Source organism: Anaeromyxobacter sp. Fw109-5, from assembly GCF_000017505.1.
GTDB lineage: Bacteria > Myxococcota > Myxococcia > Myxococcales > Anaeromyxobacteraceae > Anaeromyxobacter.
In genome coordinates this window covers 3,184,024-3,209,459 of the sequence record NC_009675.1, presented here as the reverse complement: position 1 = coordinate 3,209,459, position 25,436 = coordinate 3,184,024, and the positions used below count along the sequence as shown (strand labels likewise).

Here is a 25,436-nt window from a genome sequence, read left to right as displayed (position 1 = left end):
GGCGCTGCTCAGGGACGCCGGCGGCCGCCCGACTGGTCACCAATCAGGTCTGCGGCGTTACTGCGGGAAAGATCGCGGGGCGACGTCGGCGTACCCCTCGCCGTCGAGCGCGCGCAGGAAGGCGACGAGCGCCTCCAGGTCGCCGCGCGACATCGGGACCGGCGTCATCCGCTCGGAGAGCCACGGGTTCGGGAACCCGCCTCGCCAGTAGTGCAGCACCGCCTCCTCGAGCGTCGCCATGGAGCCGTCGTGCATGTACGGCGCGTGCTTCGAGCAGTCGCGCAGGGTCGGCGTCTTGAACGCGCCCACGTCCTTCTGGTCGCCGGTCACCTCGTAGCGGCCCTTGTCCGCGAAGCCCGCGATGGGCGCTTCCACGTAGGGGTCTGGCGGCCGCCAGCCGACGCCGAGGTTGTGGAACTGCGCGTCGGAGAGGCTGGGGCCGAGGTGGCACTGCGCGCACTGCGCCCGCCCGAAGAACAGCTCCATCCCGCGCCGCTCGTCCGGGCCGAGCGCCGACTCGTCGCCCGCGGCGAAGCGATCGTACCGGGAGTTCCCCGACAGCCGGGTCGCCTCGTAGGCGGCGATCGCCTCGCTCACCCGCGCGATGTCGACGCCGGGGTCGCCGAACGCCTCGCGGAAGTACGGGGCGTAGCCGGCGACGCGCGAGACGGTGAGCACCACGTGCTCGAGCGTGTTGCCCATCTCGACCTCGTTCTCGAGCGGACCCCTGGCCTGCTCCGCGAGGCTCGAGGCGCGTCCGTCCCAGAAGTACCGGGGGTACACCGGCCACGCGGCGTTCAGGATGGGCGGCGACTTCCGGCGGCCCTGGCGGCCGCCGATGCCGGTCGAGACGGCGGTCGGCTCGGAGAAGGCGTGCTCGGGGCGATGGCAGGTGGCGCAGGAGATCGTCCCGTCGGCGCTGAGCCGGGCATCGTAGAAGAGCCAGCGGCCGAGCCGGACCTTCTCCGGGGTGACCCAGGGCACGCTCGAGAAGTCGGCCGGGCTGCCGAGCGGAGCGGCCGGGAGTGGGCGGACGGGGTTCTCCGCCTCCCAGGCGGGCGGCGAGGCCGGGCCGGACGCGGGACGCACCTCCGCGGAGCGGCAGGCCGCGAGCGCCAGGGCGAGGAGCGCGAGGACGGGGACACGGTCCATGGGCGCGGCTAGAGAAGGCTGGCGCGGGCGCCCGGTCAAGCGGAACGGCGGTCGCAGCCCCAGGACGAGCAGGGTGAATCTCCAGCCGCGCCGGAGGCTCCAACGACCGATGAACGCTCGAACCTTCGCCGCCAGGCACTGGCGGACCGCGGCCGGGGCCGGGCTGGGGGCGGCCGCCGGGGCCGCGTATGCCTTCTTCATCGGCTGCAACACGGGGACGTGCCCGCTCACCTCGAACGTCGGGACGGCGGCGCTGTTCTTCGGCTTCGCGGGCGGGGTGGTGGGGCTTCCCGGGCCGCGCCGCGAGCAGCGGGACCGCGGGCGCGAGGCGGGCGCGGACGGGGCGGGTCCGGGCTAGCGCCGCTCGGCGGGCGCGATCGCCTCGGCCGACGACCGGACCGACGGCTCGCGCGCCCGCTCACCGCCGAGGAGCGCCCGGAGGGCGCGCCGCGCGGGGCGCTCGAGCGTGCGCGACACGAGCACGGAGAAGGCGATCGCGAACAGCGCCCAGCCCGCCACGAACGCGGCGCCCGGCGCGCCCAGGGGATCCTCGGCGAGGAGCCGGCGCGCCCAGAGCCAGAGCGGCTCCTGCAGCGCGTAGAGCGCGAAGCTCGCGTCCCCGAGCGCCCGGGCCGCGGGCGTCGAGAGGAGCCGGGCGGTCCCGCCGTGGCCGGACGCGAGGCCGAGGAGCGCGATCGCGAACAGCGGCACGGAGAGCCCGTTGTGCAGGAGCACGTACGGCGCGCCCCCCCACGCGAGGAGCACCCCCAGCGCGCCGAGCGCCGCCACGGCGGCGGCGCCCCCCGCGCGGCCGAGCGCGAGCCCGCGGTGATGCAGCAGGCCGAGGGCGACGCCGAAGGCGAACTCGCCGGCGCGGGCGACGGGGTGGAACTTCAGCGACTCCAGCCAGAAAGGCTCCTCCCAGGTGAGCGCGCCGGGCGGGACCTCCCCGTCGGGGCGCAGCGCCAGGTAGAGGAGCGGCAGCGAGAGGCTCGACGCCCACGCTCCCAGCGCCGCGAGCGCGAGCCCGCGCCGGGAGAGGCGCGCGAGCCGCGCCGCCAGGAACGGGAACGCGGCGTAGAACGCGGCGACCACCGACGTCGACCAGCCCGGGGGGTTCCACAGCCGCGCGAGGGGCGTCGCCCAGGCCTGCACGAGCAGCAGGCACGCGGTCGCGACGATCGCCGCCTTAGAGAGCGCGACGGAGCCACCGCCCTCCCAGCGCTCGAGGGCGAACGGGGCGATGAGCACGAAGGCGAGGAGATACGCCGGATAGAGGCGCGCGAAGCGCGCGACGTAGAACGTCCGCCGCTCCGAGGGCCCCATCGGCAGCGGGTTCGCCCAGGCCAGCACGAACCCGGAGAGCACGTAGAAGAGCCCGACCCAGACGTGGCCGCCCGTGCGGACCCGCTCCACCCATGCCGGGAGCCCCGCCACGAGCGGGCCGCCGTGATGGTAGAGCAGGATGCCGAGCGCGGCCGCGAAGCGGAGCCCGGTGAGGGAGGCGAGACGATCGCGCCGCGAGGCCTGCACGGGCGAAACTTGGGACCGGCCGGGCGGGCGGGGCAGGGCCGCGCGGGGGGTCCCGAGCGGAGCGCCCGACCCTGTCTGCCGGCGACGACCCTCACGCGAGGGGCGAGCCGCCGGTGACGCCCACCACCTCGCCGCTCACGTAGCTCGACTCGTCCGAGGCGAGGAAGACGAAGACGGCCGCGACCTCCGCCGGCTGGCCCGCCCGCGAGAGCGGCGCGCTCTCCCCGTGCCTCGAGGTCTTCTCCTCGTCGAAGGACTGCGGGATGAGCGGGGTCCAGATCGGCCCGGGCGCCACGGCGTTCACGCGGACGCCGCGGGCGGTGAGCTCCTTCGCGAGCCCCTGGGTGAAGGTTCGGATCGCGCCCTTCGTGGTGGCGTAGTCCGGGATCTGCGGGTTGGGGTGGTACGCCTGGATGGACGTCGAGTTGATGACCACCGAGCCCGGGTTCAGGTGCGGGAGGGCGGCGCGCACGAGGTGGAACATCGCGAGGACGTTCGTGCGGAACGTGCGCTCCACGCGCGCCGCGTCCAGGTCCTCGAAGCGCTCGACGGCGCGGCCCTGGAACGCCGCGTTGTTCACGAGGACGTCGAGCCGCCCCAGCCGCTCGAGGGTCTCCTTCACGATCCGCTCGCAGTGCGCCTCGTCGCCGATGTCGCCGGGGATGGTGAGGCAGGTGCGCCCGGCGGCCTCGACGACGCGCCTCGTCTCGGCCGCGTCCTCGTGCTCGTCCAGGTAGGAGACGACCACGTGCGCGCCCTCGCGCGCGAACGCGAGGGACACGGCGCGGCCGATCCCGCTGTCGCCGCCCGTCACGATCGCCACCCGGTCCTTCAGCCGGCCGTGCCCGCGGTAGCTCTCCTCGCCGAAGTCCGGGCGCGGCCGCATCTCGGCCTCGGAGCCGGGCGTCGCCTGCTGCTGCTTCGGATACGGCGGCTTGTCACCCGCTTTCCGCGGGTCCTCGCGCTTCGCCATGGCGTTCCCCCATCGCGAAGCTGTGCACGGGGAGACTTCGCCACAGGTGGGTCGAAAAGAAGAGGGCCGGGGTGCACCCCCGGCCCTCGATCACCGCGCGCAGTGCTCCCGCCTACCGGAGCGCGTGGCAGGTCCCGCAGTCCCAGCCGTTGATGGTCACGCCGGCGAAGACGACCTCACGGGTGCCGTTCACGTGCGTGGCCTTGTTGACGGACGCCGCGTCGTAGCCCGCGTGGCACGCGCCGCAACCGACCCCGAAGTCCACGGCGTGCAACCGGTGCGCGGTGGGGAGCGCCTCGGGTCCAGAGTCGGGCGGGAGGCCGTGGCACGAGTTGCAGGCCAGGGAAGCCGTCCAGACAGGCTGCGGCGCCGTCCCGCCCTCGAGCGTCGAGCCGTGGCAGTACACCGCGCAGGTCTGCGTCGCCTTCGTGAACGTCGGCGTCACGCCCTCGGCCGAAGCGAGCGGGAGGGCGCCGAACTCCACCGGAACGTTCCCGTCGAGGTGGGCGAGGCCGCCGTTCAGCGGGTGGCAGGTCTGGCACTGGAAGCCGTTCGACAGGACGCTCCCGTTCCCGAGGTGCTTCTGGTGCGCGCCGACCTGCGGATCCGTGGTCGCGGTGCCCTGGCGCACGCCCTGCGGCGGCGCCGCCTTCGCGAGGTCGTCGAACGTGAACGCGGGGTCGCGGGTCCCGTGGCAGAACGTGCAGTTGGACTGCCAGCTCTGGATCTGGAGCGCCGCCTGGTGACAGGCGTTGCAGGAGACCTGGGCGATGCCCCCGTCGTAGCCCGAACCGTGGCACACCGCGCAGCTCTGGATGTCGGCGATGGCGTCGCCGCTGTGGCTCGCGACGTAGCCGTCAGGGTGTCCGAAGGTAACGTCGATCACGCCGTTCGCGTGCGGGCCGCCCGGGATGATCCGGTTCTCGGCATCGACCGTCGCCGGGTGGCAGGTGGAGCAGCTCTGGGACTGCGGGTGCGGCGCCGGCGGAGGGAAGCCGTGACAGATGCTGCACGAAGCGGCGCTCGAGGTTTCGGGCGCGTCGATCGTGCGAGCCTCGTCGCACGCGGCGAGCGTGATCGCGCCCGCGGCGAGGGCGAGCAGGGCGAATCGCTGGTTGGGCATGTCGGTCGGACCTCGGGAGAGCGGGACGCGAGCCCGAGAGCGGGCCCGGCGAGATGCCGGAGGATGCACTCGGTGCGGCGGATCCTCGTTGACCGCGCTCAAGAGTATACGCCGAAGCACCGATCTGGCGCGCGTCGCGGACGCGCGGGACCGGTGCGCGGCGACCCACCCGGGCTCCACGGCTCGTTCACGGTCAGGCGGACCGCTACCAGGACTTCGTGCCGTGGCAGGCCGTCTGGTTGAGCCCCGAGCACGAGCGGGAGACCGGCGACCAGGCGCCCGTCACGGAGCTGCCGCGAAGGGTGCCGCCGAGCCGGACGTCCTTCGCGCCATTCACGTGCAGTGACGGGAAAGCCGCGTCGTGGCAGTTCGCGCACGCCATCCCCACGCCCGACACGTGCTTCGAGTGCTCTCCGGAGCCCGGCGGGTTCCCGTGGCAGGACGTGCAGGTCACCTGGGTGGTGCTCGTCCAGCTCACCGTGGCCCCGGAGCCGCCGTTCACGCCCCCGGAGAAGCGGCCGTGGCAATACGTGGAGGCGCAGGTGGCGCTCGTCGCGCTCGCCCGCGCGTACGCCGGCGTCGTGCCGCCGGTGGTGGCCACGCCTCCGAAGACGACCTCCGCGACGCCGTCCCCGTCCAGATGCGCCGCGTCCGTCCGGACGTCGCCGCGCGACGGGTGGCACGCGTCGCAGGCGATCGGAGCCGCGATCGCCGTCCCGAGATGCGAGGCGTGGGTCCCGACCGACACCCTCGACGCGTCGCTCCGCCCCTGCGTGTCCACGGGCGGCGAGGCGCGACCGCTCGCCGGATCTCCGTGGCAGAAGGTGCACTCGGTGGCCCATCCGGCGTGGCCCGCCGCGTCGTGACAGCCGGTGCAGGACGCGCCGGAGCTGCCGCCGGCCAGGTCCGCTCCGTGGCATCCCGCGCAGCCGCCGCGGAGCTCCGTCATCGCCGCGCGACCGTGCTCCGCCGGGCTCGCCCAGGTGGCGCCGTGGAACGCTCCGGCGTCGACCTTGCCGTCGAGGTGGAGCTTCGAGGAGCGGTTCAGCTCGCCCGTCGCGAGGACCGTGCCCGGGTGGCAGGTGGCGCACGCCTGCGTCGTCGCGTCGTGGGGCGCAGACGCGGGTGGGTAGCCGTGACAGCTCGTGCAGCCGAGCGCCGGATTCGACGTCCAGGCGGGGGAGGGCGCCGCGCCATGGCACGCGGTCGTGCAGGTCCCGCTCGCGTCGACGTAGGACGGCGTGACGCCGCGCGCGCTCGCGAGCTCGCCGAACCGGAAGTCCACCTCCTCGTTCGCGTGCGAGACGTTGGCGGGGATCGGGTGGCACTCCGCGCAGTCGATGGGGTCGCGGAAGGTCGAGCCCTGCAGATGGGCGAGGTGCGCGCCCGTCGCCGGAGCGGCCTGGACGATCGGCGCGTCCACCTGGCGGGCCGCATCGCCGTGGCAGAGGGTGCAGGCATCTCCCGCGGTGAACCCGTGGTCCGCGATGGGACGGGCGGTGCCCTCGCAGCCGGCGGCGGCGAGCGCGGCGGTCGCGAGGCAGCAGAGCGAAAGTCTGGTGGCGGCCATCGAAGCTCCCGGCGTGGGCGGCCGCGACGGGACCTCGCGGGCGCGAGGCCCTTCACCCGTAGCAACGAGCGTGCCCCGCCAGGGTACGTCCCTGTGCGCGGGCGCGAGGCGCCGATGTCGTAGCTCAGGCGGGACAGGCACGTACGCAGCGTCGCGGCGAACCCGCGCTGCCGGGAGGCCGAGCGCCCGGGCGAACGGCTTGCGCGGTTCGCGTTGGACGCGGGGAGGGTGCCGCAAGGGATGCGGCCGGAAGCCCGGTCCGCCTGGCGCATTTCCGACGGCGCGCCGGCTGGCGTACACTGGAGCTTCACTCTTCGGGAGGCACGCCGTGACTCAGACGGAACGGCTCGCCCGCCGCGACGCGCTGCGGGCGGAGATCGCGAAGCACGAGGGCATGCTCGCCGCGCTCCGCGCGGAGGAGGCGAAGCTGCTCGACGAGTGCGATCACAGCTACGCGGACGGCCGGCACGCCACGACGGGAGCGCGGGTGAAGATCTGCGCGATCTGCGGCCGCGTGCTGCCGACCCGCGACGACAAGCTGTGGGGGTGAGGCGTGATCCGGGCGACGAGCGCCGCGTTCTGCTAGAACGACCGGCCCGCCGGAGGATCGCATGGCCACCCTGAAGCCGTTCCGGGCGCTCCGCCCGCCCGCCGATCTCGCAGCGCACGTCGCCTCGCCTCCGTACGACGTGGTCTCGACGCGCGAGGCGCGCGCGCTCGCGAAGGGGAACGCCGACAGCTTCCTCCGCGTCTCGCGGCCCGAGATCGACCTGCCGGAGGGCACCGACGAGCACGCCGACGCGGTGTACGCGAAGGGGGCGGAGAACCTCCGCGAGCTCGTCCGGCGCGGCGTGCTGCGCGAGGAGGCCGAGCCGCGCTTCTACGTGTACGCCCAGCGGATGGGCGCGCACCGCCAGACGGGGCTCGTGGCGTGCGCGTCGGTCGAGGAGTACGACCGGGACGCCATCAAGAAGCACGAGAAGACGCGCGCCGACAAGGAGGACGATCGCGTCCGCCACATCGACACGCTCTCCGCGCACGACGAGCCGGTGTTCCTCACCTACCGGGCCGCGCCGGAGATCGACCGCGCCGTCGAGGAGGTGAAGCGCGCGGCGCCGGAGTACGACCTCGTGACGCCCGACGGCGTCGCCCACCAGCTCTGGGTCGTCCCCGCCGCCATCGGCGCCCGGCTCGAGGCGCTCTTCGCCGCCGTCCCCGCGCTCTACGTCGCCGACGGCCACCACCGCTCCGCCGCGGCCTCGCGCGTCCACGCGAAGCGGGCCGGCCAGCCCGGCGAGCACGGCGCCTTCCTCGCGGTCGTGTTCCCCCACGACCAGATGCAGATCCTCGCCTACAACCGGCTGGTGCGGGACCCGCGCGGACGCACCGCGGGGGAGCTGCTCGCGCAGATCGGCAAGGTGATGGACGTCTCGCCGGCGAGCGACCCGCGCCCGCCCGGCCCGCTCGCCTTCGGCGTCTACGCTGCGGGGAGCTGGTATCACGCCCGGGTGCGGCCGGGGTCGTACCCGGCGCACGACCCGGTCGCGTCGCTCGACTGCGCCATCGCCCAGGACCAGCTCCTCGCGCCCATCTTCGGCATCGCCGACCCGCGCACCTCGAGGGACGTCGACTTCGTCGGCGGGATCCGCGGCCACGAGGAGCTCGAGCGGCGCGTGAAGGAGGAGGGCTGGTCGCTCGCCCTGCACCTCTTCCCCACGCGCATCGAGCAGCTCATCGCGGTCTCGGACGCGGGCAAGCTCATGCCGCCGAAGAGCACGTGGTTCGAGCCGAAGCTGCGCTCCGGGCTGTTCGTGCACGCGTTCTAGGGTGGCGTCCGGACGCCCCTCCTCACTCCGAGGCGAGGGGCTCCTCGTCGTCCAGCGTCTTCAGGAAGGCCAGGAGCGCCATCCCCTCGGGTGGCGTCAGCCCGAGATTGCCCAGGTTGACGCGGTCGACGTTCTCCGCCACCTCCGGAGCCGGCCAGCAATCCACCGCGGGCACGCCCGCCGCGTCGCACCCGGGGAGCGCGTCGCGAAGGTTGTAGAAGTGGACGACCGCGGCGACGCTCTTGAACCAGCCGTTGTGGCCGTACGCCTTGACGAACTCGGGGGAGGGGCGCTTCTCGAGGTTGCGCAGGGTCGGCGTCTTGTGCTTGCCGTAGCTCTCGGCGGCGAGGGCGCGCAGCTCGGGATCGTCGACGGTCTCCAGGAACCCGCCCAGGCCCAGGTCGATCCAGCCGGCGCCGTCGGGGTTCCACACGCGCGGGAGCTCGTAGAACGGGTTCCGCGGGTTCTTCGGCATCCCGAGGTTGTGGTAGCGGAAGTCCGTGAAGAGCGGGTACTCGCTGCCGGCCATCGGGCGGAGCGGGTGGCACACCGAGCAGTTCCCCTTGGTGTTGAAGACCGCGAGCCCTTGCAGCTCCAGGTCGGTGAGGCCCCGGCCGCGGAAGCGGGTCCAGTTCATCCCGTTGATGGCCCAGACGGCGGGCATGCGGCCCCTGGAGGCATCCCAGAACCGGTCGAACCTCGAGCTGAAGGGGTTCACCTCGGCGGACCGCTCGTAGGCGGCGATGGAGCGGGCGATCCGCTCGTACGTGCCGTCCACGTCCTTCACGCAGTCGAGCGAGCCGGCTCCCCAGACCTCCTCGAAGAGGCCCGCGTAATCGGCGGCGCGGACGCGGAGGCACACGTACCTCGCGTTGGGGGCGTTCTGCTCGAGGGGGTTCAGGAACGGCCCCATCGCCTGCTCCGCGAGGGGATCGCCCAGGGTCCAGCCGGTGGCGCGGCCATCCCAGAACAGGCCGCCGACGACGTCGCCCGGCGACATCATGCCGCCACCGCCCATACCGCCACCGCCCATCCCGCCGCCGCCCATTCCGCCGCCGCACGTCCCGTCCCCGCCACCGCAGCGGTGGAGGATCGGCGTGAAGCCGAGGTAGGCCGCAGAGGGCGGCTTCCGATTCCCGAAGCGCTCGGCTACGGCGCCCGGGTAGACCGCCGTATCGTAGTTCTGCTCGGAGTCGGGCCCCGTCCACCCCACCGCGGGATCGTGGCAGGTCGCGCAGGACTGGCCTGGCGGAGTCGAGAGCCCCGCGTCGAAGAGCAACCGCCGGCCGAGCTCCTCGAGCGGAGCGAGCCCGTCCGCCCGCGCGAGCGCGGGAGCCAACAGGAAGAACGCGACGAGGGCGAACCACGGCAGTCCCATGATGCCTCTCCCTTCGAGGGCGGCGGTTCAGCGAGGGCGTCTCGCGAGAGGGCGGGCCTGCCCTCTCCACGGCTTCACCCACCGTCCCGGAGGACGAACCGCCGTACGCTCGGGTAGCCACGGATCGCGCGGGAGACCACGCGCTGCTCGGGGCGCCGGTGGTCACGTACCGTGAACCGATGACGCTGCGCCGCCGTTGCGTCTCGTCCTGCTCGGCGAGCCGCGGCGGTGTGCCGCACCCCGACCAGCGATCGGGTCGAGAGCGACCGGAGCCGCGCGCCTCTCGCGAGGTCACCGGCTCGACGGAACCCTCCCTCCCGGCTCGGCGGCCGCTCGGGCTCCCGTACCGTGGGCGAACCCGCCGCGGCGCGGCGGAGGGGAGACCGGGTCATGACCGAAGGCCAGTCGAAGGTCGTCTTCTGGGTCGGTACGCTCACGTCGGCCGCCCTGTTCCTCGCCCTCACCGTCGACACTCACAGGGAGTTCGATCGCCTCACGAACGCCGACGCGCTCGACGAGCAGGTCGTGGCAGGCAAGCGTGCCTTCGAGGCGCGCAACTGCAACGACTGCCACACCATCCTCGGCTTCGGGGGCTACTACGCGCCGGACCTGACGCGCGCCCACGCCCGCATCGGCGAGGAGGGCATCCGCCGGCGGCTCGCCCATCCCGAGCAGGTGTTCCGCGCGTCCTATCGCAAGATGCCGCAGCAGCGGCTCTCGGCGGCCGAGCTCGACGGGATGGTCCGCTTCCTCCGCTGGGTCGATGGCATCGAGAACAACGACTGGCCGCCGCAGGACTCGGAGCGCGCCTGGAAGCGCTCCACCGAGCGGCTCCTCGCCGGCGGGCTCCTCTCGCCCGGAGCCGCGCTGCTGAAGCAGGAGAGCTGCCTCCAGTGCCACGCGCTCGGCGCGGAGGGGGAGCGCATCGGGCCGCGCCTCGAGTGGATCGGCGGCCGGCGAGACGCGGCGTACGTCGCGGAGTTCCTCGAGGACCCGCAGCGCCAGCAGCCGGGCACGACCATGCCGGCCTATGGCCACCTCTCGAAGGGCCAGCGGCAGATGATCGGGGAGCTGGTGGTGAGCCTCGCAGCGCGGGGGAGGGTGCCGTGAACTACCAGAGCCAGCGGGTGGCGTACCCCTACTTCGTCGTCGCGCTCCTCCTCTTCGTCGCGCAGGTGCTCCTCGGCCTCTTCCTCGCCTTCAGCTACTTCTTCACGCTGCCGCAGGGGTTCGTCGACGTGTTCCCCTTCTCGACCGCCCGGGCCATCCACACGAACCTGCTCGTGCTCTGGCTGCTGCTCGGCTTCATGGGCGCGACCTACTACATGGTGCCGGAGGAGACCGGGAGAGAGCTCGCCTCGCCGAAGCTCGCGATCGCGCAGCTCGTCGTCCTGACCGGCACCGGCGTCGTCGCGATCGTCGGGTTCCTCTTCGGGTGGACCCAGGGGAGGCCGCTCCTCGAGATCCCGCGGCCGCTGGATCTGCTCGTCGTCGCCGGCGCGCTCATGTTCCTCGGCAACGTCGGAGCGACGATGCTCCTCGCGCGCCGGTTCACGGTGACGCAGGGGAGCCTGCTCGCCGGCCTCGTGTTTCTCGCCGTCCTCTACCTGTTCGGCATCCCCTTCTACCGGAACCTCGCCACCGACTGGTATTACTGGTGGTGGGTGATCCACCTGTGGGTGGAGGGGGCGTGGGAGCTCGTCACCGCGGCGCTGGTGGCGTTCATGCTCATCCACCTCACGGGCGTGGAGCGGCGCGTCGTCGAGAAGTGGCTCTACGTCGAGCTCGGCCTGTTCCTCTTCACCGGCATCGCGGGCACCGGCCACCACTACTACTGGCTCGGTACCCCCAGGTACTGGCTGTGGGTGGGCGGCGTCTTCTCCGCGCTCGAGCCGCTGCCCATCCTCCTCATGCTCTGGGACACGTTCCGCGCGGAGCGCGAGGGCGGCCGCAAGCTCGAGCCTCGGCTCACGTGGACGCTCCTGATCGGCATGGCGGTGCTCCACTTCGTGGGGGCGGGGCTCTTCGGCCTCGCGCACACGCTCCCGCAGATCAACTACTACACGCACGGCAGCCAGGTGACCGTCTCGCACGGCCACCTCGCCTTCTACGGAGCGTACGTGCTCGTGAACCTCACCTTCTTCTACTTCGCGATCCCGCGGCTCAGGGCCCTGCCGGGCGGACGCTTCCGCGAGCGCCGAGGCCAGGTGGGCTTCTGGGCGGCGAGCTTCGGCCTCGTCGGCATGAGCCTCGCCTTCTCCGTCGCCGGGGTCCTCCAGTCCTATCTCGAGCGCATGCGAGGCGAGCCGTACATCGTCTCCCAGGAGCCGATCCGCTTCTGGATGCTCCTCGTCTTCCTGCACGGCCTGCTGGTGCTCGCGGGCGCGGCGATCATCGCGTGGGACCTGCTCACGCTGCGGTCGCCCCCGGACGAAGCGGCGCGGGGCGCGGCGCCGGCGGCCTGACGTCTCGAGCGCGAGCGTCCCGTCCAGCGCATCGACGAGGCGCGTCCGTGCGACGGGGCGCCTGCCTGCCTGCCCGGCGGCGTCGAGGCGCCGGAGCGCGAAGGCGATCGGCGGACGCCACCGATGCGCATCTGAAGGACGACGCGCGCCAGGAGCTCGGGCAGCTCTGGTGACATCGTCGGGGTCCGGGTTCCGCTGGACGTGCTCGGCGTCGCCTGGTGGCGGCGCTCCTCGCGCTCGAGTCCACCGGCCGCGGGGCGCCTGGAACCAGGCGGTCATCGGGCTGCCCTGGCTCGGTGCGTTCACTCGGCCAGACCTGTCACTCGGTCACGGCGCGTGACGAGGGGTCGGCGCAAAGAGCGGGCAGTATTGGGGAACGACCCATCACAATCATTCACCGCCATCCACGTTCCGACGCAGCTTAGGCCCGTTCCACCCAACCACCGAAGGGGATGCGCGATGAGGGGTTATACGCAGGGTATGATTGCGCTGTTCGCGGCGGCTGCTCTCGCGGCGTGCGGCGGCACCGCGAGCGACTCGTCTCTGGAGCAGTCGACGGCGGAGCACGTCGTCACGTGCGAAGGGTTCACCCCGGGCTTCTGGTGCGGCGGCGCGAGCACGGCGACCGACGACCAGTGCAACGACTTCTACGGCTTCACCTCCTGCGCCGACATGTGCGAGTGCTTCGTGGGGCCCACCTCCGCGAACGCCGGCCAGGATCGCGAGGGATGTCCCGCGACGTGCGCGTCGGGCGACGTGCTCCAGAAGTTCTGGGTCGCGCTGCAGCTGAGCAACCCGACGATCGGCCAGGGATCGAACGGGATCCAGTGCCCCGGCCAGTGCGGCGGCGGCCAGCCTGAGTGCCAGGCCTGGGAGATCGAGGCGGAGATCGCCGACTGCCGCCCCGAGAACCGCAACGATCAGCTCGCCATCGCGGCGTGCATCGACGGAATCCTGAACTACGGCGGCTTCTGCGTCTTCGACTAGGTCCAGCGCTCCGTTCCCGCCGGCGTCCGCGTGGCGCGCCTCTGCGGATCGAGGCTCCCGCCACGCGCGACGGAGAAGACCGGGTGCCCGCGCCGCGTCTCGCAGCGCGTCCGCGGCGCCCGGTTCTCACCCGCGCACGCGCCGCAGCGCGGCGAGCAGCTCGTCCACGCCGAAGGGCTTGGCGAGGAAGGCGTCGAAGGCGATCCCCTCGCGCATGCGAGGCGCGGTGTGCCCGCTCGACATCACGATGCGCACGCCCGCGAGCCGCGGGTTCGCGCGGATGCGCGCCACCAGCTCGCGGCCGTCGATGCCGGGCATGGCGAGATCGAGGAGCACCACGGACGGGGGCGGCTCCTCCGCGAGCCGCTCGAGCGCGTGCACGCCGTCCTTGGCGACGCTGACGGCGTAGCCCTCCAGCTCCAGGCACTCCTGCAGGTTCTCCCGCAGGGCGGCGCTGTCGTCCACGACGAGGATCCTGGGAGGCTCGGGGCTCATCCGCTCGCCCGGTGGATAACCGCGCCCACCCCCGTGGGGCAAGCGCGTCTAGGTCCCAGGAGCGTGGGGCTCGCCCGGACGTGCGAGCGTTCCCTACCGGCGCGCCGGCCGATCTGCCTCGCGGTTGCCCGAGGCGCGCGGTCGGGCTAGAAAGTCTCCGCGCCGCTCGCGCGGTGCGTCCATGCTCGCCTAGCTCCGGAACCCGAGGCCCTCTCGTCCCCCGCGCCCGCGATCCCCGCGTGGCGCACGGCCCGTCCTGGAGCAGCCAGATGCCCTCCGTCCGCCTCGAGCGGCTCGCGTTCGCCTACGCGGACGCCGCACCCGTCCTCTCCGACGTCGATCTCGTCCTCCCGTCCGGCTGGACCGCCCTCGTGGGCGAGAACGGCGCCGGCAAGTCGACGCTGCTCGCGCTGCTCTCGGGCGCGCTCGCGCCGGACGCCGGCCGCGTGCGCCTCGACCCCGGCGGCGCGATCGTCGCCGTCTGCCCGCAGGAGGTGCACCGTCCGGGCGCGGAGCCGCCCCTCCTCGCGGCGCGCGACGACGGCCCCGCTCGCCGCCTGCGGGCGTCGCTGGCGCTCGCGCCGGAGGACCTCTCGCGCTGGGAGACGCTCTCCCCCGGTGAGCGAAAGCGCTGGCAGATCGGCGCGGCGCTCGCGGCCGAGCCCGACGTGCTGCTCCTCGACGAGCCGACGAACCACGCCGACGCGGAGGCGCGGGCCATGCTCGTCGCGGCGCTGCGCCGCTTCCGCGGGGTGGGGGTGGTGGTCTCCCATGACCGCACGCTCCTCGAGGCGATCGCGCCGCGCACGCTGCGGCTCCACCGGGGCGAGGCGCGGCTCTGGCTCCTGCCGTACGGCGCCGCGCGCGCGGCGTGGGAGTCGGAGCTCGGCGCCGCGTGGGAGCGGCGCGGCGCCGCCCAGGAGGCGGCGCGCGGCGCCGCGCGGAAGCTCGACGAGGCGCGCCGCGAGCGCGAGGCGGCGGAGCGTTCGCAGAGCGGGCGCCGGCGCGATCCGAAGGACCGTGACGGACGGACGCTCGGCGCGAAGACGCTCCGCGCCTGGGCGGAGGACCGGCTCGGAGGGGACGTGAACCGGCTCCGCTCGGCGGCTCGGCGCGCGGAGGAGGCCATCCCTGACGTGCCCGACGCCGAGCTCGGCCGCACCATCCGGCTCGGCTTCGAGCGCGCGCCGCGGCCGGTGCTGCTCTCGCTCGACGCGGAGGTGCTCCGCGCCGGCCCCGCGCCCGTGCTGCGCGACGTCCACGTGCGGCTCGCGCGAGAGGCGCGCGTACGGCTCGAGGGGCCGAACGGGGCGGGCAAGACGACCCTCGTCGAGGCGCTCCTCGCCGGCTCGACCCTCCCGGGCGAGCGGCTCCTCCACCTGCCGCAGGAGCTGCCCGCGGGCGCGGGGACCCGGCTCCTCGACGAGGTGCGGAGGCTCGCGCCGGACGTGAAGGGGCGAGTGCTCTCGCTCGTGGCGGCGCTCGGGAGCGATCCGGCGCGGCTCCTCGCCTCGTGCGACCCGTCGCCGGGAGAGGCGCGCAAGCTCCTCCTCGCGCTCGGGCTCGGGCGCCACGCCTGGGCGCTCGTGCTCGACGAGCCGACCAACCACCTGGACCTGCCCACGGTGGAGCGGCTCGAAGCCGCGCTGGAGGAGTACCCCGGCGCGATCCTGCTCGTGACGCACGACGACGCGTTCGCGGAGCGGGTCCTCGGCGTGGGGAGAGGAGGGGTGGAGGGGCCTCCGCGGGCGGAGCGCTGGCGCATCGGGGGAGGACGCGTCTCCCCGGCGTAGGCGGGTCACTCACGCGAAGCGCCTGCAGAGGGCCTCGAGGTAGCGGGACCGCACCTGCTCGGTCGCGAGGAGCCGCTTGGCGGGGGGCAGCCGGAGGACGGCGCCGAGGAGCGCCGCGAGCGCACGGTGGCTGAAGAGCAGCCGATCGTCGAACACGAGGTCCTGGAGCTTGCCGCGCTCGATCGCCATCAGCACGGCGCGGTGCGCGCCGTTGAGCGGAGTGAGCCGGCGGCTCGCGCGGGGGCGCAGGGCGATCGCCCGGGGCGCGCAGGCGCGGACGCACACGCCACAGCCGAGGCACCGGTCCTCGTCGAGGCGCGCGACGGTCCTCTTCGGGTGGCGCGGGTCGTTCGCCGACACGGCGCTCATCGCCTCCACGGGGCAGACGCGGACGCACTTCTCGCAGCCGTTGCAGGCGCTCTCCTCCACCGCCGGGAGGAACGCGGTCGTGTGGATGGGGTGCATCACCGCGAACCGGCGGGCGGCGATCATCGCCTCGCAGCAGCAGCCGCAGCAGTTGCAGATGAAGTTCACCGACTCCCGCACGTTCTCGCCGAACTGCACGAGGTCCCGCTCGTACGCCTGCTGGAGGAGCTCGAGCCCCTCGGCCACGTCCACGGCGCGCGCGTGCCCGTGCCGGACGAGCGCGGCGGCGGAGAGGTTGAACGTCATGCAGATGTCCTGCGGCGCGTCGCAGGCGCGGCCGAGGTGCTGCATCTTGTGGCGGCAGTAGCACAGGCCGACGGCCCGGTGCGTCGCCGTCCGGATCACCTCGCTCGCGCGCTCGAAGTCGAGCACGTGCAGCGCGTCGTCGTCTCCCAGCGCCGGCTCGTTCACGAACGTCCGCCCGAGCTGAGTCTCCCCGCCCGCGAACAGCGCCCGGACGAAGTCCTCCTCGACGTTGAGATACTGGTAGAACAGCTCGGCGAGCGCCTTCTGGTCGAGGTCGCTCCGCACGCGCATCATCGAGAACTCGAAGAACCCCGCCATCGGCGGCGGCAGGACGTAGCGGACGCCGTCCTTCCCCTCGAGGTCCACGAGCAGCGCGCGCGAGGCGAGCGTCTCGAGCACGCGCTGCGCCTCCGCCTCGGTCGTCTTCCACGCGGCCGCGGCCCTCGCCACGGTGAAGGGCTTGAGCGGCAAGACGGAGACGAGCTCCGCCTCGCGCTCGCTGAACAGCAGCCGCAGGATCTCGAAGAGGGTCTCCGAGGGCGGCGCGCCCTGCGGGGAGCGGTTCAGCCGGTCCGTGAGCCGCCGGTAGACGGAGGACCGCGAAGCGTGATGGGCCATCGGGTGCTCTCCCGTCTCGCGCCGTGTGGGACGAGGAGCACAGCAGAAACCCCGCGACGGAGGACGGCTCGTTCGGGGGCCACGCGACGGCGCGCCCGGCGAGGCCGGGCCGCGAGGGCGCGCTGCGTCCCCCGGAATCGCGCGCGGGACCTGGCGCCTGCCGGCCCGCCGGTTAATCGAGGGGGCGACGGTGTCTCGCCGCCGCGGTGCGCTTCCGCGGGCGAGCGGCGGGAGCAACCTTCTCCGAAGGAGGGAGCGAGGATCGATGACCCCCACCGAGCGCGCCATCGCCGGTCTCCCGCCGCACCTGCGCCGGTTCGTCGTGACCCAGGATTACGAGGCGTACACGCCGCGCGACCACGCCGTGTGGCGCCACATCCTGCGCCGGCTCACCGCCCACCTCCGGTCCCGGGCGCACCCGCGCTACCTCGCCGGGCTCGAGGCCACCGGCATCGACGTCGAGCGCATCCCCCGCCTCGACGAGATGAACGAGCGGCTCGCGCGCGCCGGCTGGGCGGCGGTCGCCGTGCGCGGGTTCATCCCGCCCGCGGTCTTCACCGAGCTGCAGAGCCGGCGCGTCCTCGCCATCGCCGCCGACATCCGGACGCACGAGCACATCGAGTACACGCCGGCGCCCGACATCGTCCACGAGAGCGCCGGCCACGCCCCCTTCATCGCGGACCCGACCTACGCCGAGTACCTGCGGCGCGCCGGCGAGGTGGGGTTCCGCGCGATCGCCTCGGCCGAGGACCAGGCCGTGTTCGAGGCGATCCGCAACCTGTCCGTCGTGAAGGAGGATCCGACCGCCGGAGAGGAGGAGGTCGCCCTCGCCGAGCAGCGCCTCGCCGCGGCCGCGGCGAGCGTCCGGTACGCCTCGGAGTCCACGCGGGCGAGCCGGCTCTACTGGTGGACCGCCGAGTACGGGCTGGTGGGCGCGCTCGACGCGCCGCGGCTCTACGGCGCCGGGCTGCTCTCCTCCATCGGCGAGGCCGTCCACTGCCTCACGCCCGCGGTGGAGAAGCTCCCGCTCACCGCCGCGTGTGCGGACCTCGCCTACGACATCACGCGGATGCAGCCGCAGCTCTTCGTGGCGCGCGACTTCGATCAGCTCTTCGAGGTCCTCGACGGGTTCGCGGCGACGCTGTCCTGGAAGCGCGGCGGCGATCACGGCCTCGAGGAGGCGCGCCGGGCCCGCTCCGTGAACCACCTCGTCCTCTCCGCGGGGCGCGAGCTCTCGGGGCGGGTGGTGGCGTGCGTCGACGGCACGGGCGAGGCCGCGCCGGGGCTCCGCCGCGCGCTCGCGCGGCTCGACGGGCCGGTGCTCGTGTCGCGCGGCGGCGTGGCGGAGGGGAAGCCCTGGCAGGGCGACGTGGTCGTCGCGTTCGGGCGGGCGGCGCTCCCGGAGCGCGGCGCGTTCGACGTGGCGCTCTCGTCGGGCCTCGCGCTGCAGGGGTTCGCGGTGGGGGGAGGCGAGGTGGTGAACCTGCGCGGCGCGGTCGCCGGTCGCCCGCTCGAGCTCCCCTCCTGGGCCCTCCTCTTCGTCTCCGAGGACCTCCGCTCCGTGGCGGGGGGGCCCGCCGATCCGGGGGCGTGGGATCGCTGGTTCGGGGAGCTGTCGTCCTTCGCCGAGGGAGAGGGCGAGGCGCGGGCCCGGGCGCGCAAGGCCGAGGCGCTCCCGCCGCGGCTGGCGGCGCTCTACGCCGAGGTGCGGCGGCTGCGTGAGGCAGGGACCGCGGCGCGCGAGCGGCTCATCGCCATCCGCGACGCCGCGGCGGAGTTCCCGGAGGACTGGCTCCTGCGCGCGGAGGTGGACGAGCTCCTCGGCGCGCCGGCGGAGGCGGACGCGCGGTGAACCTCCCGTCGCCTGCGTCGCCACCGCGAGCTCAGGACACCCGGTGCGTACCCGTCCGGCTCCATCGCGCGTCGCCGGGCTCGGACGGGCGGCGGCGGGCGAGGTGCGCGGCGAGCGGCGCGTCGTTCACGCGGATGTGGAAGCGGAGCCACTCCGGGAGCCGCGTGCCGAGCCAGACCTCCACGAGCGGCGTCGGGCCCTTCTCGCGCAGCTCGTCCCGCATGCTCGCGAAGTCCGCCATGAACAGCTCGTGCGCGGCCCGATGCCTCGAGCGGTCCGGGTAGAACGTCTCCTCCATCAGACGCTCCTCGGACACGAGGTTCTCGACGATGGCGTCGGCGAGGATGCTGACGGCGCGCTCCGCCGCCTCCCGCGTGCCGTCGAGCGACCGCGCGGCGGCCTCCAGCAGGCGGAAGATCTCGACGTGCTCCTCGTCGAGCTGGGGGTGGTTCACCGCGAGCTCTGGCGTCCAGTCCGCGGACATGATCGCCTCCGGTGGGAACGACCATCTCGCGGCCGGCGTCGCGCCACAAGTACCGCGAGCGCCTCACCCCTGGGCGCGGGACGCTCCGGGCGAACCCTCGGGGATTCACCCGGTGCCCCCCCCGGACCGTTCCCCGTTCGAGCCGGGCGGGTCGCACGCCGTCGGGCGATGCGACCGGACCGGGGCTACGCTCTCGTCCATGAAGAGTCACACCAAGTACCTCTGGTTCGAGCTTCCCCGCCGCCGAGGGCTCGTGCGCATCACCGACGAGGTGGAGGCGTTCGTCCGCGAGAGCGGCCTCGCGGAGGGCATGGTCCTCGTGTCCGCCATGCACATCACGGCGGCGGTCTTCGTGAACGACGACGAGCCCGGGCTGCACGCCGACATCGAGGAGTGGGTGCAGCGGCTCGCGCCGGGGCCGTCCGCGGACGACCGCACGCCCGGGCCGGACTACCGCCACCACCGGAGCGGCGAGGACAACGGCGACGCGCACCTCAAGAACCTGCTCGTCGGGCACCAGGTGATCCTCCCCGTGACGAAGGGGAAGCTCGACCTGGGCCCGTGGCAGCAGGTCTTTTACTACGAGTTCGACGGGCGCCGGCGCAAGCGCGTGGTCCTGAAGGCCATCGGCGAGTGATCGTCGCTCATCGCCGCGCCGCGCGGCTCGCGGCCGCGTCGCGGCAGCTCCGCGCGTCGCCGAGCGCGCAGGACTCCTCCAGATAGGCGAGCCCGCGCGCCGCATCCTGGGGCCGCCCGAGGCCGCTCGCGTGGCGGTCGGCGAGGATCCGCGCCACGCGGGCGGCGGAGCGGCGGGCGTCCTCGCCGAGCGGGTCGCCGGCGCGCGCCGCGAGCTCGCGCAGCGCCCGCAGCGCCCCCTCCAGCTCTCCGTCGTGCGCCTGCACCAGCGCGCGGAGGTAGTCGAGCGCGGGCGACCGCTGGCCCCGCGCCTCCGCGATGGCGAGGAGCCGCCGCGCCTCGGCCGCGTCCTCGCGGCGGAGCGCGGCGTGGAGCGCGCCCTCGAGCTCGGCCGCCTGGAACCGCGTCGCCCCCGGGCGGGGCCAGACGGCGAGGAGCACCGCCGCCGCGAAGGCGAGGCCGAGCGCCGCCCAGGGCGCAGCGGTCCGCGGGGCGGGGCGCGTGAGGAGCCACGCGGCGGCGGCGCCGGCGACGAGCCCGCCGGCGTGCGCGAAGTCGTCCGACGGGAGGCGCGCGGGGAAGAGGCGCGAGGCGAGGAAGCCGGCGGCCAGCGCGCCGAGGACGGCGATCGTATGCGGCGCGGCGACGAAGCGCCGCGCGCTCCCCGCGTGGCGCAGCTCCAGGACGAGCAGGGCGCCCACCACCCCGAACACCCCTCCCGACGCGCCCGCCACCACCGCGTCGTGCGCGAGGAGCGATGCGGCCGAGGCGCCCACGACGCTCGCGAGGTAGAGGCCCAGGAAGCGGGCCGGGCCGAGCCCCCGCTCGACGATGGGGCCGGCGAGGAGCAGGGCGCCCAGGTTCATGGCGAGGTGGTGCCAGCCGCCGTGCAGGAAGCCCGCCGTGACGAGACGCCAGGGCTCCCCCGCCCACACGCGACTCCGCTCCAGCGCGCCGAGCCGGACGAGCAGCTCCGGATCCGCCGCATCGCCGCGGGAGAGGACGAGCGCGAAGAACGAGACGTTCGCTGCGGCGAGCGCCCAGGTCACGACGGGCGTGCGGCGGCGCGGGGACCGAGAGCGGGGGGCGCGTTCGCGGGCGGGCATCATCGAGAGCATAGCGAGCGCCGCCGTGCGTGCACCTCGCACAGGGGTGCGCGCGACCCCTAACCCACCCGCGCGGCTCCGGCACGTACACGTGCAGTGATCGCCATTAGTTGACTGTTCGTCCTTGACACTGCGGGTGTGCTCCCGCGAACGCGGGGCCCTCGGCACGACGAGAGCGACCCCGGCGGCGCGCTCGGCGCCGGCCTGCCTCGAGCCGACGAGCTTCTGCGACACGGGCACGCTCGTGCAGGGCCGCGACACGCTCGGCCCGGAGCCCTACGCCCCGAGCACCATCGCCTCGTCCTGCCCGGACGGCGACGCGGGCGCCTACCGGGTGGACGAGTCCATCGAGCGGATCGAGCTCCGGACCGAGGACGGGCGCGAGCTCACGCCTGGCGCCGCCGTGCGCGTCGAGGTGACGGTGTTCGCGGCGCACCCGTTCGACGGCGATGCGCTGGACCTGTACCACGCGACGCGAGCCGACTCGCCGGCCTGGCGTCACCTCGCGACGCTCCAGCCGGCCTGCGCCGGGGAGCAGGTGCTCTCGACGACGCTCGTCGTGCCGCCCGCCCGGCCTGCAGGCGCTCCGCGCGCGCTTCCGTTACGGCGGCGCGCGCGGCCCGTGCGGCACGACCGTGGCTCGGACCGAGGAGGGCGGGGCGCAGACGCGCCGCGTCGTCTCCGGCCTGTACGACGATCACGACGACGTGGTCTTCGCGGAGGAGGTCCTCGTCGAGGTGGACGTGTTCGGGGCCGAGACGTGGGCGACCGACGCGGTCGACCTCTGGTACACCGCCGACGCGCTGGCGCTCCGCCCGGTCTGGACACCGGTGGCAGCGCTCGTGCCGGCGAGCGCCGGTCCGCAGACGCTCACGGCCACCCTCGTGCTCGACCCCGGAGACGTCCAGGCGGTGCGGGCGGTCTATCGCGACGCGTCAGCGCCGCAGGAGGCCTGCTCGATCGGGCCGTTCGCCGACCACGACGATCTCGCCTTCGAGCTCGCCCCCTGACGCGACCTGGCCGCTCGCTCCGCCCATCACGCGGCGCGAGCGCCGAATGTGGACCCGTTCCGTCAGGAAATAGCCAAGGAATTTCGCGGACCTCCCCTTGACGCCCCAGTGCGGTGGCTGCTACGACCGCGCTGCCGCGCGCAGCCCTTCGTCACCCTCAGGGAGGCATCGAAACCCCGATGTACAAGATCGTCCGCCGCGAAGCCTTTTCCGACACGACCTTCCTCTGGGAGGTCGAGGCCCCCGACGTCGCCGCCTCCGCCGAGCCCGGTCACTTCGTCATGCTCCGCCTCCGCGAGGGCGGCGAGCGCATCCCGCTGACGGTCGCCGACTACGATCGCAAGGCCGGGACCATCACCATGGTCGTCCAGACGCTCGGCAAGACGACCCGGGAGATGATGACGGACTTCAAGCAGGGCGACAGCTTCATCGACTTCGTCGGCCCGCTCGGCCTGCCGCAGCACATCGAGAAGTACGGGCACGTCGTCCTCGTCGGCGGCGGCCTGGGCGTCGCGCCGGTGTACCCGCAGCTCCGCTCCTTCAAGGAGGCGGGGAACCGCACCACCGGCATCATCGGCTTCCGGAACAAGGACCTCGTGTTCTGGGAGGACAAGTTCGGGAAGTACTGCGACGACCTCGTCGTCTGCACGGACGACGGCTCCTACGGCAAGCCCGGCTTCGTCACCGCGGCGCTGAAGGAGATCCTCGAGAAGGACAGGCCCGACCTCGTCGTCGCCATCGGGCCCCTCCCGATGATGAACGCCTGCGTCGAGACCACGCGGCCGTTCGGCGTGAAGACCATGGTGTCGCTGAACGCCATCATGGTGGACGGCACCGGCATGTGCGGCTCCTGCCGCGTGACGGTGGGCGGCAAGGTCGCGTTCGCCTGCGTCGAGGGGCCGGACTTCGACGGCCACAAGGTCGACTTCAAGGAGCTCCTCTCCCGGCAGAAGCGCTTCAAGAGCCAGGAGCAGCGCGCGAGCGAGGACTACGCGCACGTCTGCAACCTCGAGAAGCAGCTCTTCGAGGAGAACAAGAAGAACTACCGCAAGATCAAGGACCTCCTCCCGAAGCAGACGCACATGCCCGAGCGGGACGCGCTCGAGCGGTCGCGCAACTTCAAGGAGGTGAACCTCGGCTACGGCCTCGAGGACGCGCTCCAGGAGGCCGAGCGCTGCATCCAGTGCGCGAAGCCGACCTGCGTCTCCGGCTGCCCCGTCCAGATCGACATCCCGGGCTTCATCAAGCACGTGGTGGTCCGCGACTTCGACGGCGCCCTGGAGGTCATCAAGCAGGCGAACGCCTTCCCCTCGATCTGCGGCCGCGTCTGCCCGCAGGAGTCGCAGTGCGAGGCCCAGTGCGTGATCGCCAAGAAGGTCGAGTCGGTGGGCATCGGCCGCCTCGAGCGCTTCGTGGGTGACAACGCGAAGTCGAAGCCCGTCTCGCCCCCGCGCTTCGCCGAGAAGCTCGGCAAGGTCGCGATCTGCGGCTCCGGCCCCGCCGGCCTCGCCGCCGCCGCCGACCTCGTGAAGTACGGCGCCGACGTGACCGTCTTCGAGGCGCTGCACGTGGTGGGCGGCGTGCTCCAGTACGGCATCCCGCCGTTCCGCCTCCCGCGCGAGATCATCGACCGCGAGGTGAAGCAGCTCGTCGACCAGGGCGTGAAGATCGAGACCAACAAGGTCATCGGCAAGACCTTCACCGTCCCGCAGCTCATGGAGAAGGGCTACGACGCGGTGTTCCTCGGGGTCGGCGCGGGCGCGCCGGCGTTCATGAACATCCCCGGCGAGTCCGCGAGCCAGGTCTACTCGGCGAACGAGTTCCTCACCCGCGTGAACCTGATGGGCGGCAACGTGTTCCCGTTCAAGGACACGCCCATCACCCTCGGCAAGAGCGTCGCCGTCATCGGCGCCGGCAACACCGCCATGGACTGCCTGCGCGTCGCGAAGCGGCTCGGCGCGCCGACCGTCCGCTGCGTCTACCGCCGCACCGAGGCGGAGGCGCCGGCCCGCATCGAGGAGATCCGCCACGCGAAGGAGGAGGGCATCGAGTTCTTCTTCCTCCACGCGCCGGTGGAGGTCTACGCGGACGCCGACGGCAACGTGAAGGGCATGAAGGTCGAGGAGATGGTCCTCGGCGATCCGGACGAGAAGGGGCGCCGCAAGCCGATGCCCACGGGCAAGTTCAAGGACCTCGACTGCGACACCGTCATCGTCGCCCTCGGGACCAAGGCGAACCCCATCGTCACGCAGTCCACGCCGGGCCTCGCGCTCAACAAGTGGGGCAACATCGCCGCGGACGACGGCCAGCTCGACTCGACGCAGACGACGAACCTCCCGGGCGTGTTCGCGGGCGGTGACATCGTCACCGGCGGCGCGACGGTGATCCTCGCGATGGGCGCGGGCCGCCGCGCGGCGAGGTCGATCGCGACGTACCTCTCCACCGGCAAGAAGTGGCCGCTCAGCAAGGAGGACATCGCGGCGTTCCAGCCGCCGACGCCGCTCCCGGAGACCGCGCGCTTCGCCGGCGCCTCCGCCGTCGCCGGGGCGTTCGAGACCCCCGGGGCCACCTGCCCGAAGTGCCACCGGCCCGTGGAGGGCGACGAGGCGTACGTCTGCTGCGCCGGCTCGACGCTCCAGTGGCGCTGCGACGACTGCGGCAAGGTGAGCGAGGGCTTCGCCTTCCCGTACGGCATGTGCCCCGCGTGCGGCGGCAAGCTCGCCGCCCTGGAGCGCGGCAGGGTCGAGGACGCCGCGGCGCAGGACGCCATCCGCGTCGCCTTCGAGATCGAGCTCGGCGGCATGGCGTTCTACGGCCGGGCTGCCAAGGAGACGTCGGACCCGGTGCTGAAGGAGCTGTTCGGGAAGTTCGCCGTCATGGAGCAGGAGCACATGGCGACGCTCTCCCGCCGCTACCACGCGGAGGTGCCGGCGCCGTCGGCGGACTTCAAGGTGGAGCGCGCCGCGGTCTACGCGGGCATCGCGAGCCGCCCCGAGGACCCGGCGAACCTGTTCCGGATCGCGATCGCGTTCGAGGAGCGCGCGGTGAAGTTCTTCGACGAGCGCGCCGAGAAGACCGCGCCCGGGTCGGCCGAGCGCCAGCTCTACAAGGAGCTCGCCGCGGAGGAGCGGGAGCACGTCGCCCTGCTCACCACCGAGTTCGAGCGCTGGAAGCAGGGCAAGCCGGGGCTCCTGTAGTCATCGTGGCGGGCGGCGCTGCGCCGGCATCCGGCGCACGCGCCGCCCCCCCCACCCGCAGCACGCGACGAGCTCCCCGGCCACCAGCGACGCGGTCCGCGTCGTGCCGGTGGCGGACCTCGTCCGCGATCCCCAAGCTAGACGGGAACCCCGCGGTACCGGACGCCGTGATCCTGCGGGCCGCGCGCACCTCAGCGCGACGGCCTCGCGGGCGGTCTCCCTTACCCGGGCGCGCGAGCGGCTCCGCCTCCGGGCCGTGCTGCTCCCGCGTGCCGGCCTCCTGTCCTCCCGCGCTGCCGGAGTCCTCCCTCCCTTCGCTCCCGCCGCGTGGGAGGGCAGGGGGGCCGCGCTCTCGAGCGGCGCTTCCGGCGCGCCGAGGGCGAACGGCGGGTGTGGCCGCGCAGATCGTGCGCTGGGCCCTCGGAAACCCGCCGACGCAGCGCATCAGCGCAGCCGGCGGGTTCGGCGGAGGAGCCCCGGAAGCGCCTCCGGGCGCGCGCCAGCTCTGCTCGGCCGTCCTGGGGGCTCCCAGGGCTGATCTCACGCAAGACCGCGAGATCCCGAGC

Annotated in this window: 21 protein-coding genes; 11 read left to right on the top strand and 10 right to left on the bottom strand. The window is 73.5% G+C overall.

Annotated elements, in window-relative coordinates; genetic code table 11:
- Positions 1 to 57: 57 nt before the first annotated feature.
- Positions 58 to 1,152, bottom strand: a complete 1,095-nt coding sequence (locus ANAE109_RS14190; protein ID WP_049768590.1) for a cytochrome-c peroxidase — start codon at positions 1,150 to 1,152, stop codon at positions 58 to 60.
- A 109-nt stretch (positions 1,153 to 1,261) separates the two neighbouring features.
- On the opposite strand from ANAE109_RS14190, the gene ANAE109_RS14185 reads away from it, so the two are divergent.
- Entirely contained in the window at positions 1,262 to 1,510 is a 249-nt protein-coding gene (locus ANAE109_RS14185) for a DUF6132 family protein (RefSeq protein WP_041448357.1), read from the top strand.
- On the opposite strand, the gene ANAE109_RS14180 is transcribed toward ANAE109_RS14185, so the two are convergent.
- The 4 genes from ANAE109_RS14180 to ANAE109_RS14165 form a co-directional block, all read right to left on the bottom strand.
- Positions 1,507 to 2,685 (bottom strand): acyltransferase, encoded by a 1,179-nt coding sequence (locus ANAE109_RS14180; RefSeq protein ID WP_012097567.1) that lies wholly within the window; start codon positions 2,683 to 2,685, stop codon positions 1,507 to 1,509. The two genes, ANAE109_RS14185 and ANAE109_RS14180, sit on opposite strands and share 4 nt — an antisense overlap.
- A 91-nt stretch (positions 2,686 to 2,776) precedes the next feature.
- Positions 2,777 to 3,658: a glucose 1-dehydrogenase gene (locus tag ANAE109_RS14175; RefSeq protein WP_012097566.1), complete on the bottom strand. Its 882-nt coding sequence runs from the start codon at positions 3,656 to 3,658 to the stop codon at positions 2,777 to 2,779.
- A gap of 112 nt (positions 3,659 to 3,770) precedes the next feature.
- Positions 3,771 to 4,781: a CxxxxCH/CxxCH domain-containing protein gene (locus tag ANAE109_RS14170; protein WP_012097565.1), complete on the bottom strand. Its 1,011-nt coding sequence runs from the start codon at positions 4,779 to 4,781 to the stop codon at positions 3,771 to 3,773.
- Between the two features lie 205 nt (positions 4,782 to 4,986).
- Positions 4,987 to 6,351 carry a CxxxxCH/CxxCH domain-containing protein gene (locus ANAE109_RS14165; protein ID WP_012097564.1) on the bottom strand — a complete coding sequence of 455 codons (1,365 nt, stop codon included), beginning with the start codon at positions 6,349 to 6,351 and terminating at the stop codon, positions 4,987 to 4,989.
- A gap of 328 nt (positions 6,352 to 6,679) precedes the next feature.
- Here ANAE109_RS14165 and ANAE109_RS14160 point away from each other — a divergent pair, with 328 nt between their 5' ends.
- A complete protein-coding gene (locus ANAE109_RS14160; protein ID WP_041448356.1) occupies positions 6,680 to 6,901 on the top strand; it encodes a hypothetical protein in 222 nt (73 codons plus the stop codon).
- A gap of 61 nt (positions 6,902 to 6,962) precedes the next feature.
- Positions 6,963 to 8,177, top strand: a complete 1,215-nt coding sequence (locus ANAE109_RS14155; protein ID WP_012097563.1) for a DUF1015 domain-containing protein — start codon at positions 6,963 to 6,965, stop codon at positions 8,175 to 8,177.
- A 22-nt stretch (positions 8,178 to 8,199) separates the two neighbouring features.
- Here the strand turns inward: ANAE109_RS14155 and ANAE109_RS14150 are convergent, their stop codons facing one another.
- Positions 8,200 to 9,555: a cytochrome-c peroxidase gene (locus ANAE109_RS14150; protein ID WP_012097562.1), complete on the bottom strand. Its 1,356-nt coding sequence runs from the start codon at positions 9,553 to 9,555 to the stop codon at positions 8,200 to 8,202.
- Positions 9,556 to 9,945: 390 nt separating this feature from the next.
- Here ANAE109_RS14150 and ANAE109_RS23505 point away from each other — a divergent pair, with 390 nt between their 5' ends.
- The 3 genes from ANAE109_RS23505 to ANAE109_RS14135 all read left to right on the top strand — a co-directional run bounded on the left by ANAE109_RS23505 (position 9,946) and on the right by ANAE109_RS14135 (position 13,007).
- Positions 9,946 to 10,665 (top strand): c-type cytochrome, encoded by a 720-nt coding sequence (locus ANAE109_RS23505; RefSeq protein ID WP_049768589.1) that lies wholly within the window; start codon positions 9,946 to 9,948, stop codon positions 10,663 to 10,665.
- Positions 10,662 to 12,020 carry a cbb3-type cytochrome c oxidase subunit I gene (locus tag ANAE109_RS14140; protein ID WP_012097560.1) on the top strand — a complete coding sequence of 453 codons (1,359 nt, stop codon included), beginning with the start codon at positions 10,662 to 10,664 and terminating at the stop codon, positions 12,018 to 12,020. Before ANAE109_RS23505 ends, ANAE109_RS14140 begins: the two co-directional genes overlap by 4 nt.
- Before the next feature lie 480 nt (positions 12,021 to 12,500).
- On the top strand, positions 12,501 to 13,007 hold the full coding sequence (locus tag ANAE109_RS14135; protein ID WP_041448355.1) for a hypothetical protein: 507 nt from the start codon (positions 12,501 to 12,503) through the stop codon (positions 13,005 to 13,007).
- A 126-nt stretch (positions 13,008 to 13,133) separates the two neighbouring features.
- Here the strand turns inward: ANAE109_RS14135 and ANAE109_RS14130 are convergent, their stop codons facing one another.
- Positions 13,134 to 13,502: a response regulator gene (locus ANAE109_RS14130; protein WP_041448354.1), complete on the bottom strand. Its 369-nt coding sequence runs from the start codon at positions 13,500 to 13,502 to the stop codon at positions 13,134 to 13,136.
- Between the two features lie 269 nt (positions 13,503 to 13,771).
- On the opposite strand from ANAE109_RS14130, the gene ANAE109_RS14125 reads away from it, so the two are divergent.
- The gene (locus ANAE109_RS14125) at positions 13,772 to 15,295 is read left to right on the top strand and encodes an ATP-binding cassette domain-containing protein (RefSeq protein WP_012097557.1); all 1,524 of its coding nucleotides are present in this window, start codon (positions 13,772 to 13,774) and stop codon (positions 15,293 to 15,295) included.
- Between the two features lie 9 nt (positions 15,296 to 15,304).
- Here ANAE109_RS14125 and ANAE109_RS14120 read toward each other — a convergent pair whose 3' ends face one another.
- Positions 15,305 to 16,585 (bottom strand): 4Fe-4S dicluster domain-containing protein, encoded by a 1,281-nt coding sequence (locus ANAE109_RS14120; protein ID WP_012097556.1) that lies wholly within the window; start codon positions 16,583 to 16,585, stop codon positions 15,305 to 15,307.
- 265 nt (positions 16,586 to 16,850) lie between these two features.
- Here ANAE109_RS14120 and ANAE109_RS14115 point away from each other — a divergent pair, with 265 nt between their 5' ends.
- Entirely contained in the window at positions 16,851 to 18,437 is a 1,587-nt protein-coding gene (locus ANAE109_RS14115) for an aromatic amino acid hydroxylase (RefSeq protein ID WP_012097555.1), read from the top strand.
- Positions 18,438 to 18,468: 31 nt separating this feature from the next.
- Here ANAE109_RS14115 and ANAE109_RS14110 read toward each other — a convergent pair whose 3' ends face one another.
- Positions 18,469 to 18,921: a bacteriohemerythrin gene (locus ANAE109_RS14110; protein WP_012097554.1), complete on the bottom strand. Its 453-nt coding sequence runs from the start codon at positions 18,919 to 18,921 to the stop codon at positions 18,469 to 18,471.
- Positions 18,922 to 19,120: 199 nt separating this feature from the next.
- On the opposite strand from ANAE109_RS14110, the gene ANAE109_RS14105 reads away from it, so the two are divergent.
- Positions 19,121 to 19,558, top strand: coding sequence for a secondary thiamine-phosphate synthase enzyme YjbQ (locus ANAE109_RS14105; protein ID WP_012097553.1), 438 nt, complete (start codon positions 19,121 to 19,123; stop codon positions 19,556 to 19,558).
- Positions 19,559 to 19,565: 7 nt separating this feature from the next.
- Here the strand turns inward: ANAE109_RS14105 and ANAE109_RS14100 are convergent, their stop codons facing one another.
- A complete protein-coding gene (locus ANAE109_RS14100) occupies positions 19,566 to 20,666 on the bottom strand; it encodes a rhomboid family intramembrane serine protease (RefSeq protein WP_143827975.1) in 1,101 nt (366 codons plus the stop codon).
- A gap of 632 nt (positions 20,667 to 21,298) precedes the next feature.
- Between ANAE109_RS14100 and ANAE109_RS14095 the strand changes: the two genes are divergently transcribed.
- Positions 21,299 to 21,673, top strand: coding sequence for a hypothetical protein (locus tag ANAE109_RS14095; RefSeq protein WP_041448353.1), 375 nt, complete (start codon positions 21,299 to 21,301; stop codon positions 21,671 to 21,673).
- 179 nt (positions 21,674 to 21,852) lie between these two features.
- Positions 21,853 to 24,870 (top strand): NADPH-dependent glutamate synthase, encoded by a 3,018-nt coding sequence (gene gltA / locus ANAE109_RS14090; protein ID WP_012097551.1) that lies wholly within the window; start codon positions 21,853 to 21,855, stop codon positions 24,868 to 24,870.
- Positions 24,871 to 25,436: the final 566 nt, after the last annotated feature.

Excerpts from the sequence above, each read along its gene's own strand:
- ANAE109_RS14190 (WP_049768590.1), bottom strand. The coding sequence starts at position 1,152 with ATGGACCGTGTCCCCGTCCTCGCGCTCCTCGCCCTGGCGCTCGCGGCC.
- ANAE109_RS14185 (WP_041448357.1), top strand. The coding sequence starts at position 1,262 with ATGAACGCTCGAACCTTCGCCGCCAGGCACTGGCGGACCGCGGCCGGG.
- ANAE109_RS14175 (WP_012097566.1), bottom strand. The coding sequence starts at position 3,658 with ATGGCGAAGCGCGAGGACCCGCGGAAAGCGGGTGACAAGCCGCCGTAT.
- ANAE109_RS14170 (WP_012097565.1), bottom strand. The coding sequence starts at position 4,781 with ATGCCCAACCAGCGATTCGCCCTGCTCGCCCTCGCCGCGGGCGCGATC.
- ANAE109_RS14165 (WP_012097564.1), bottom strand. The coding sequence starts at position 6,351 with ATGGCCGCCACCAGACTTTCGCTCTGCTGCCTCGCGACCGCCGCGCTC.
- ANAE109_RS14155 (WP_012097563.1), top strand. The coding sequence starts at position 6,963 with ATGGCCACCCTGAAGCCGTTCCGGGCGCTCCGCCCGCCCGCCGATCTC.
- ANAE109_RS14150 (WP_012097562.1), bottom strand. The coding sequence starts at position 9,555 with ATGGGACTGCCGTGGTTCGCCCTCGTCGCGTTCTTCCTGTTGGCTCCC.
- ANAE109_RS23505 (WP_049768589.1), top strand. The coding sequence starts at position 9,946 with ATGACCGAAGGCCAGTCGAAGGTCGTCTTCTGGGTCGGTACGCTCACG.
- ANAE109_RS14135 (WP_041448355.1), top strand. The coding sequence starts at position 12,501 with ATGATTGCGCTGTTCGCGGCGGCTGCTCTCGCGGCGTGCGGCGGCACC.
- ANAE109_RS14130 (WP_041448354.1), bottom strand. The coding sequence starts at position 13,502 with ATGAGCCCCGAGCCTCCCAGGATCCTCGTCGTGGACGACAGCGCCGCC.
- ANAE109_RS14125 (WP_012097557.1), top strand. The coding sequence starts at position 13,772 with ATGCCCTCCGTCCGCCTCGAGCGGCTCGCGTTCGCCTACGCGGACGCC.
- ANAE109_RS14120 (WP_012097556.1), bottom strand. The coding sequence starts at position 16,585 with ATGGCCCATCACGCTTCGCGGTCCTCCGTCTACCGGCGGCTCACGGAC.
- ANAE109_RS14115 (WP_012097555.1), top strand. The coding sequence starts at position 16,851 with ATGACCCCCACCGAGCGCGCCATCGCCGGTCTCCCGCCGCACCTGCGC.
- ANAE109_RS14110 (WP_012097554.1), bottom strand. The coding sequence starts at position 18,921 with ATGTCCGCGGACTGGACGCCAGAGCTCGCGGTGAACCACCCCCAGCTC.
- ANAE109_RS14105 (WP_012097553.1), top strand. The coding sequence starts at position 19,121 with ATGAAGAGTCACACCAAGTACCTCTGGTTCGAGCTTCCCCGCCGCCGA.
- ANAE109_RS14100 (WP_143827975.1), bottom strand. The coding sequence starts at position 20,666 with ATGATGCCCGCCCGCGAACGCGCCCCCCGCTCTCGGTCCCCGCGCCGC.
- gltA (WP_012097551.1), top strand. The coding sequence starts at position 21,853 with ATGTACAAGATCGTCCGCCGCGAAGCCTTTTCCGACACGACCTTCCTC.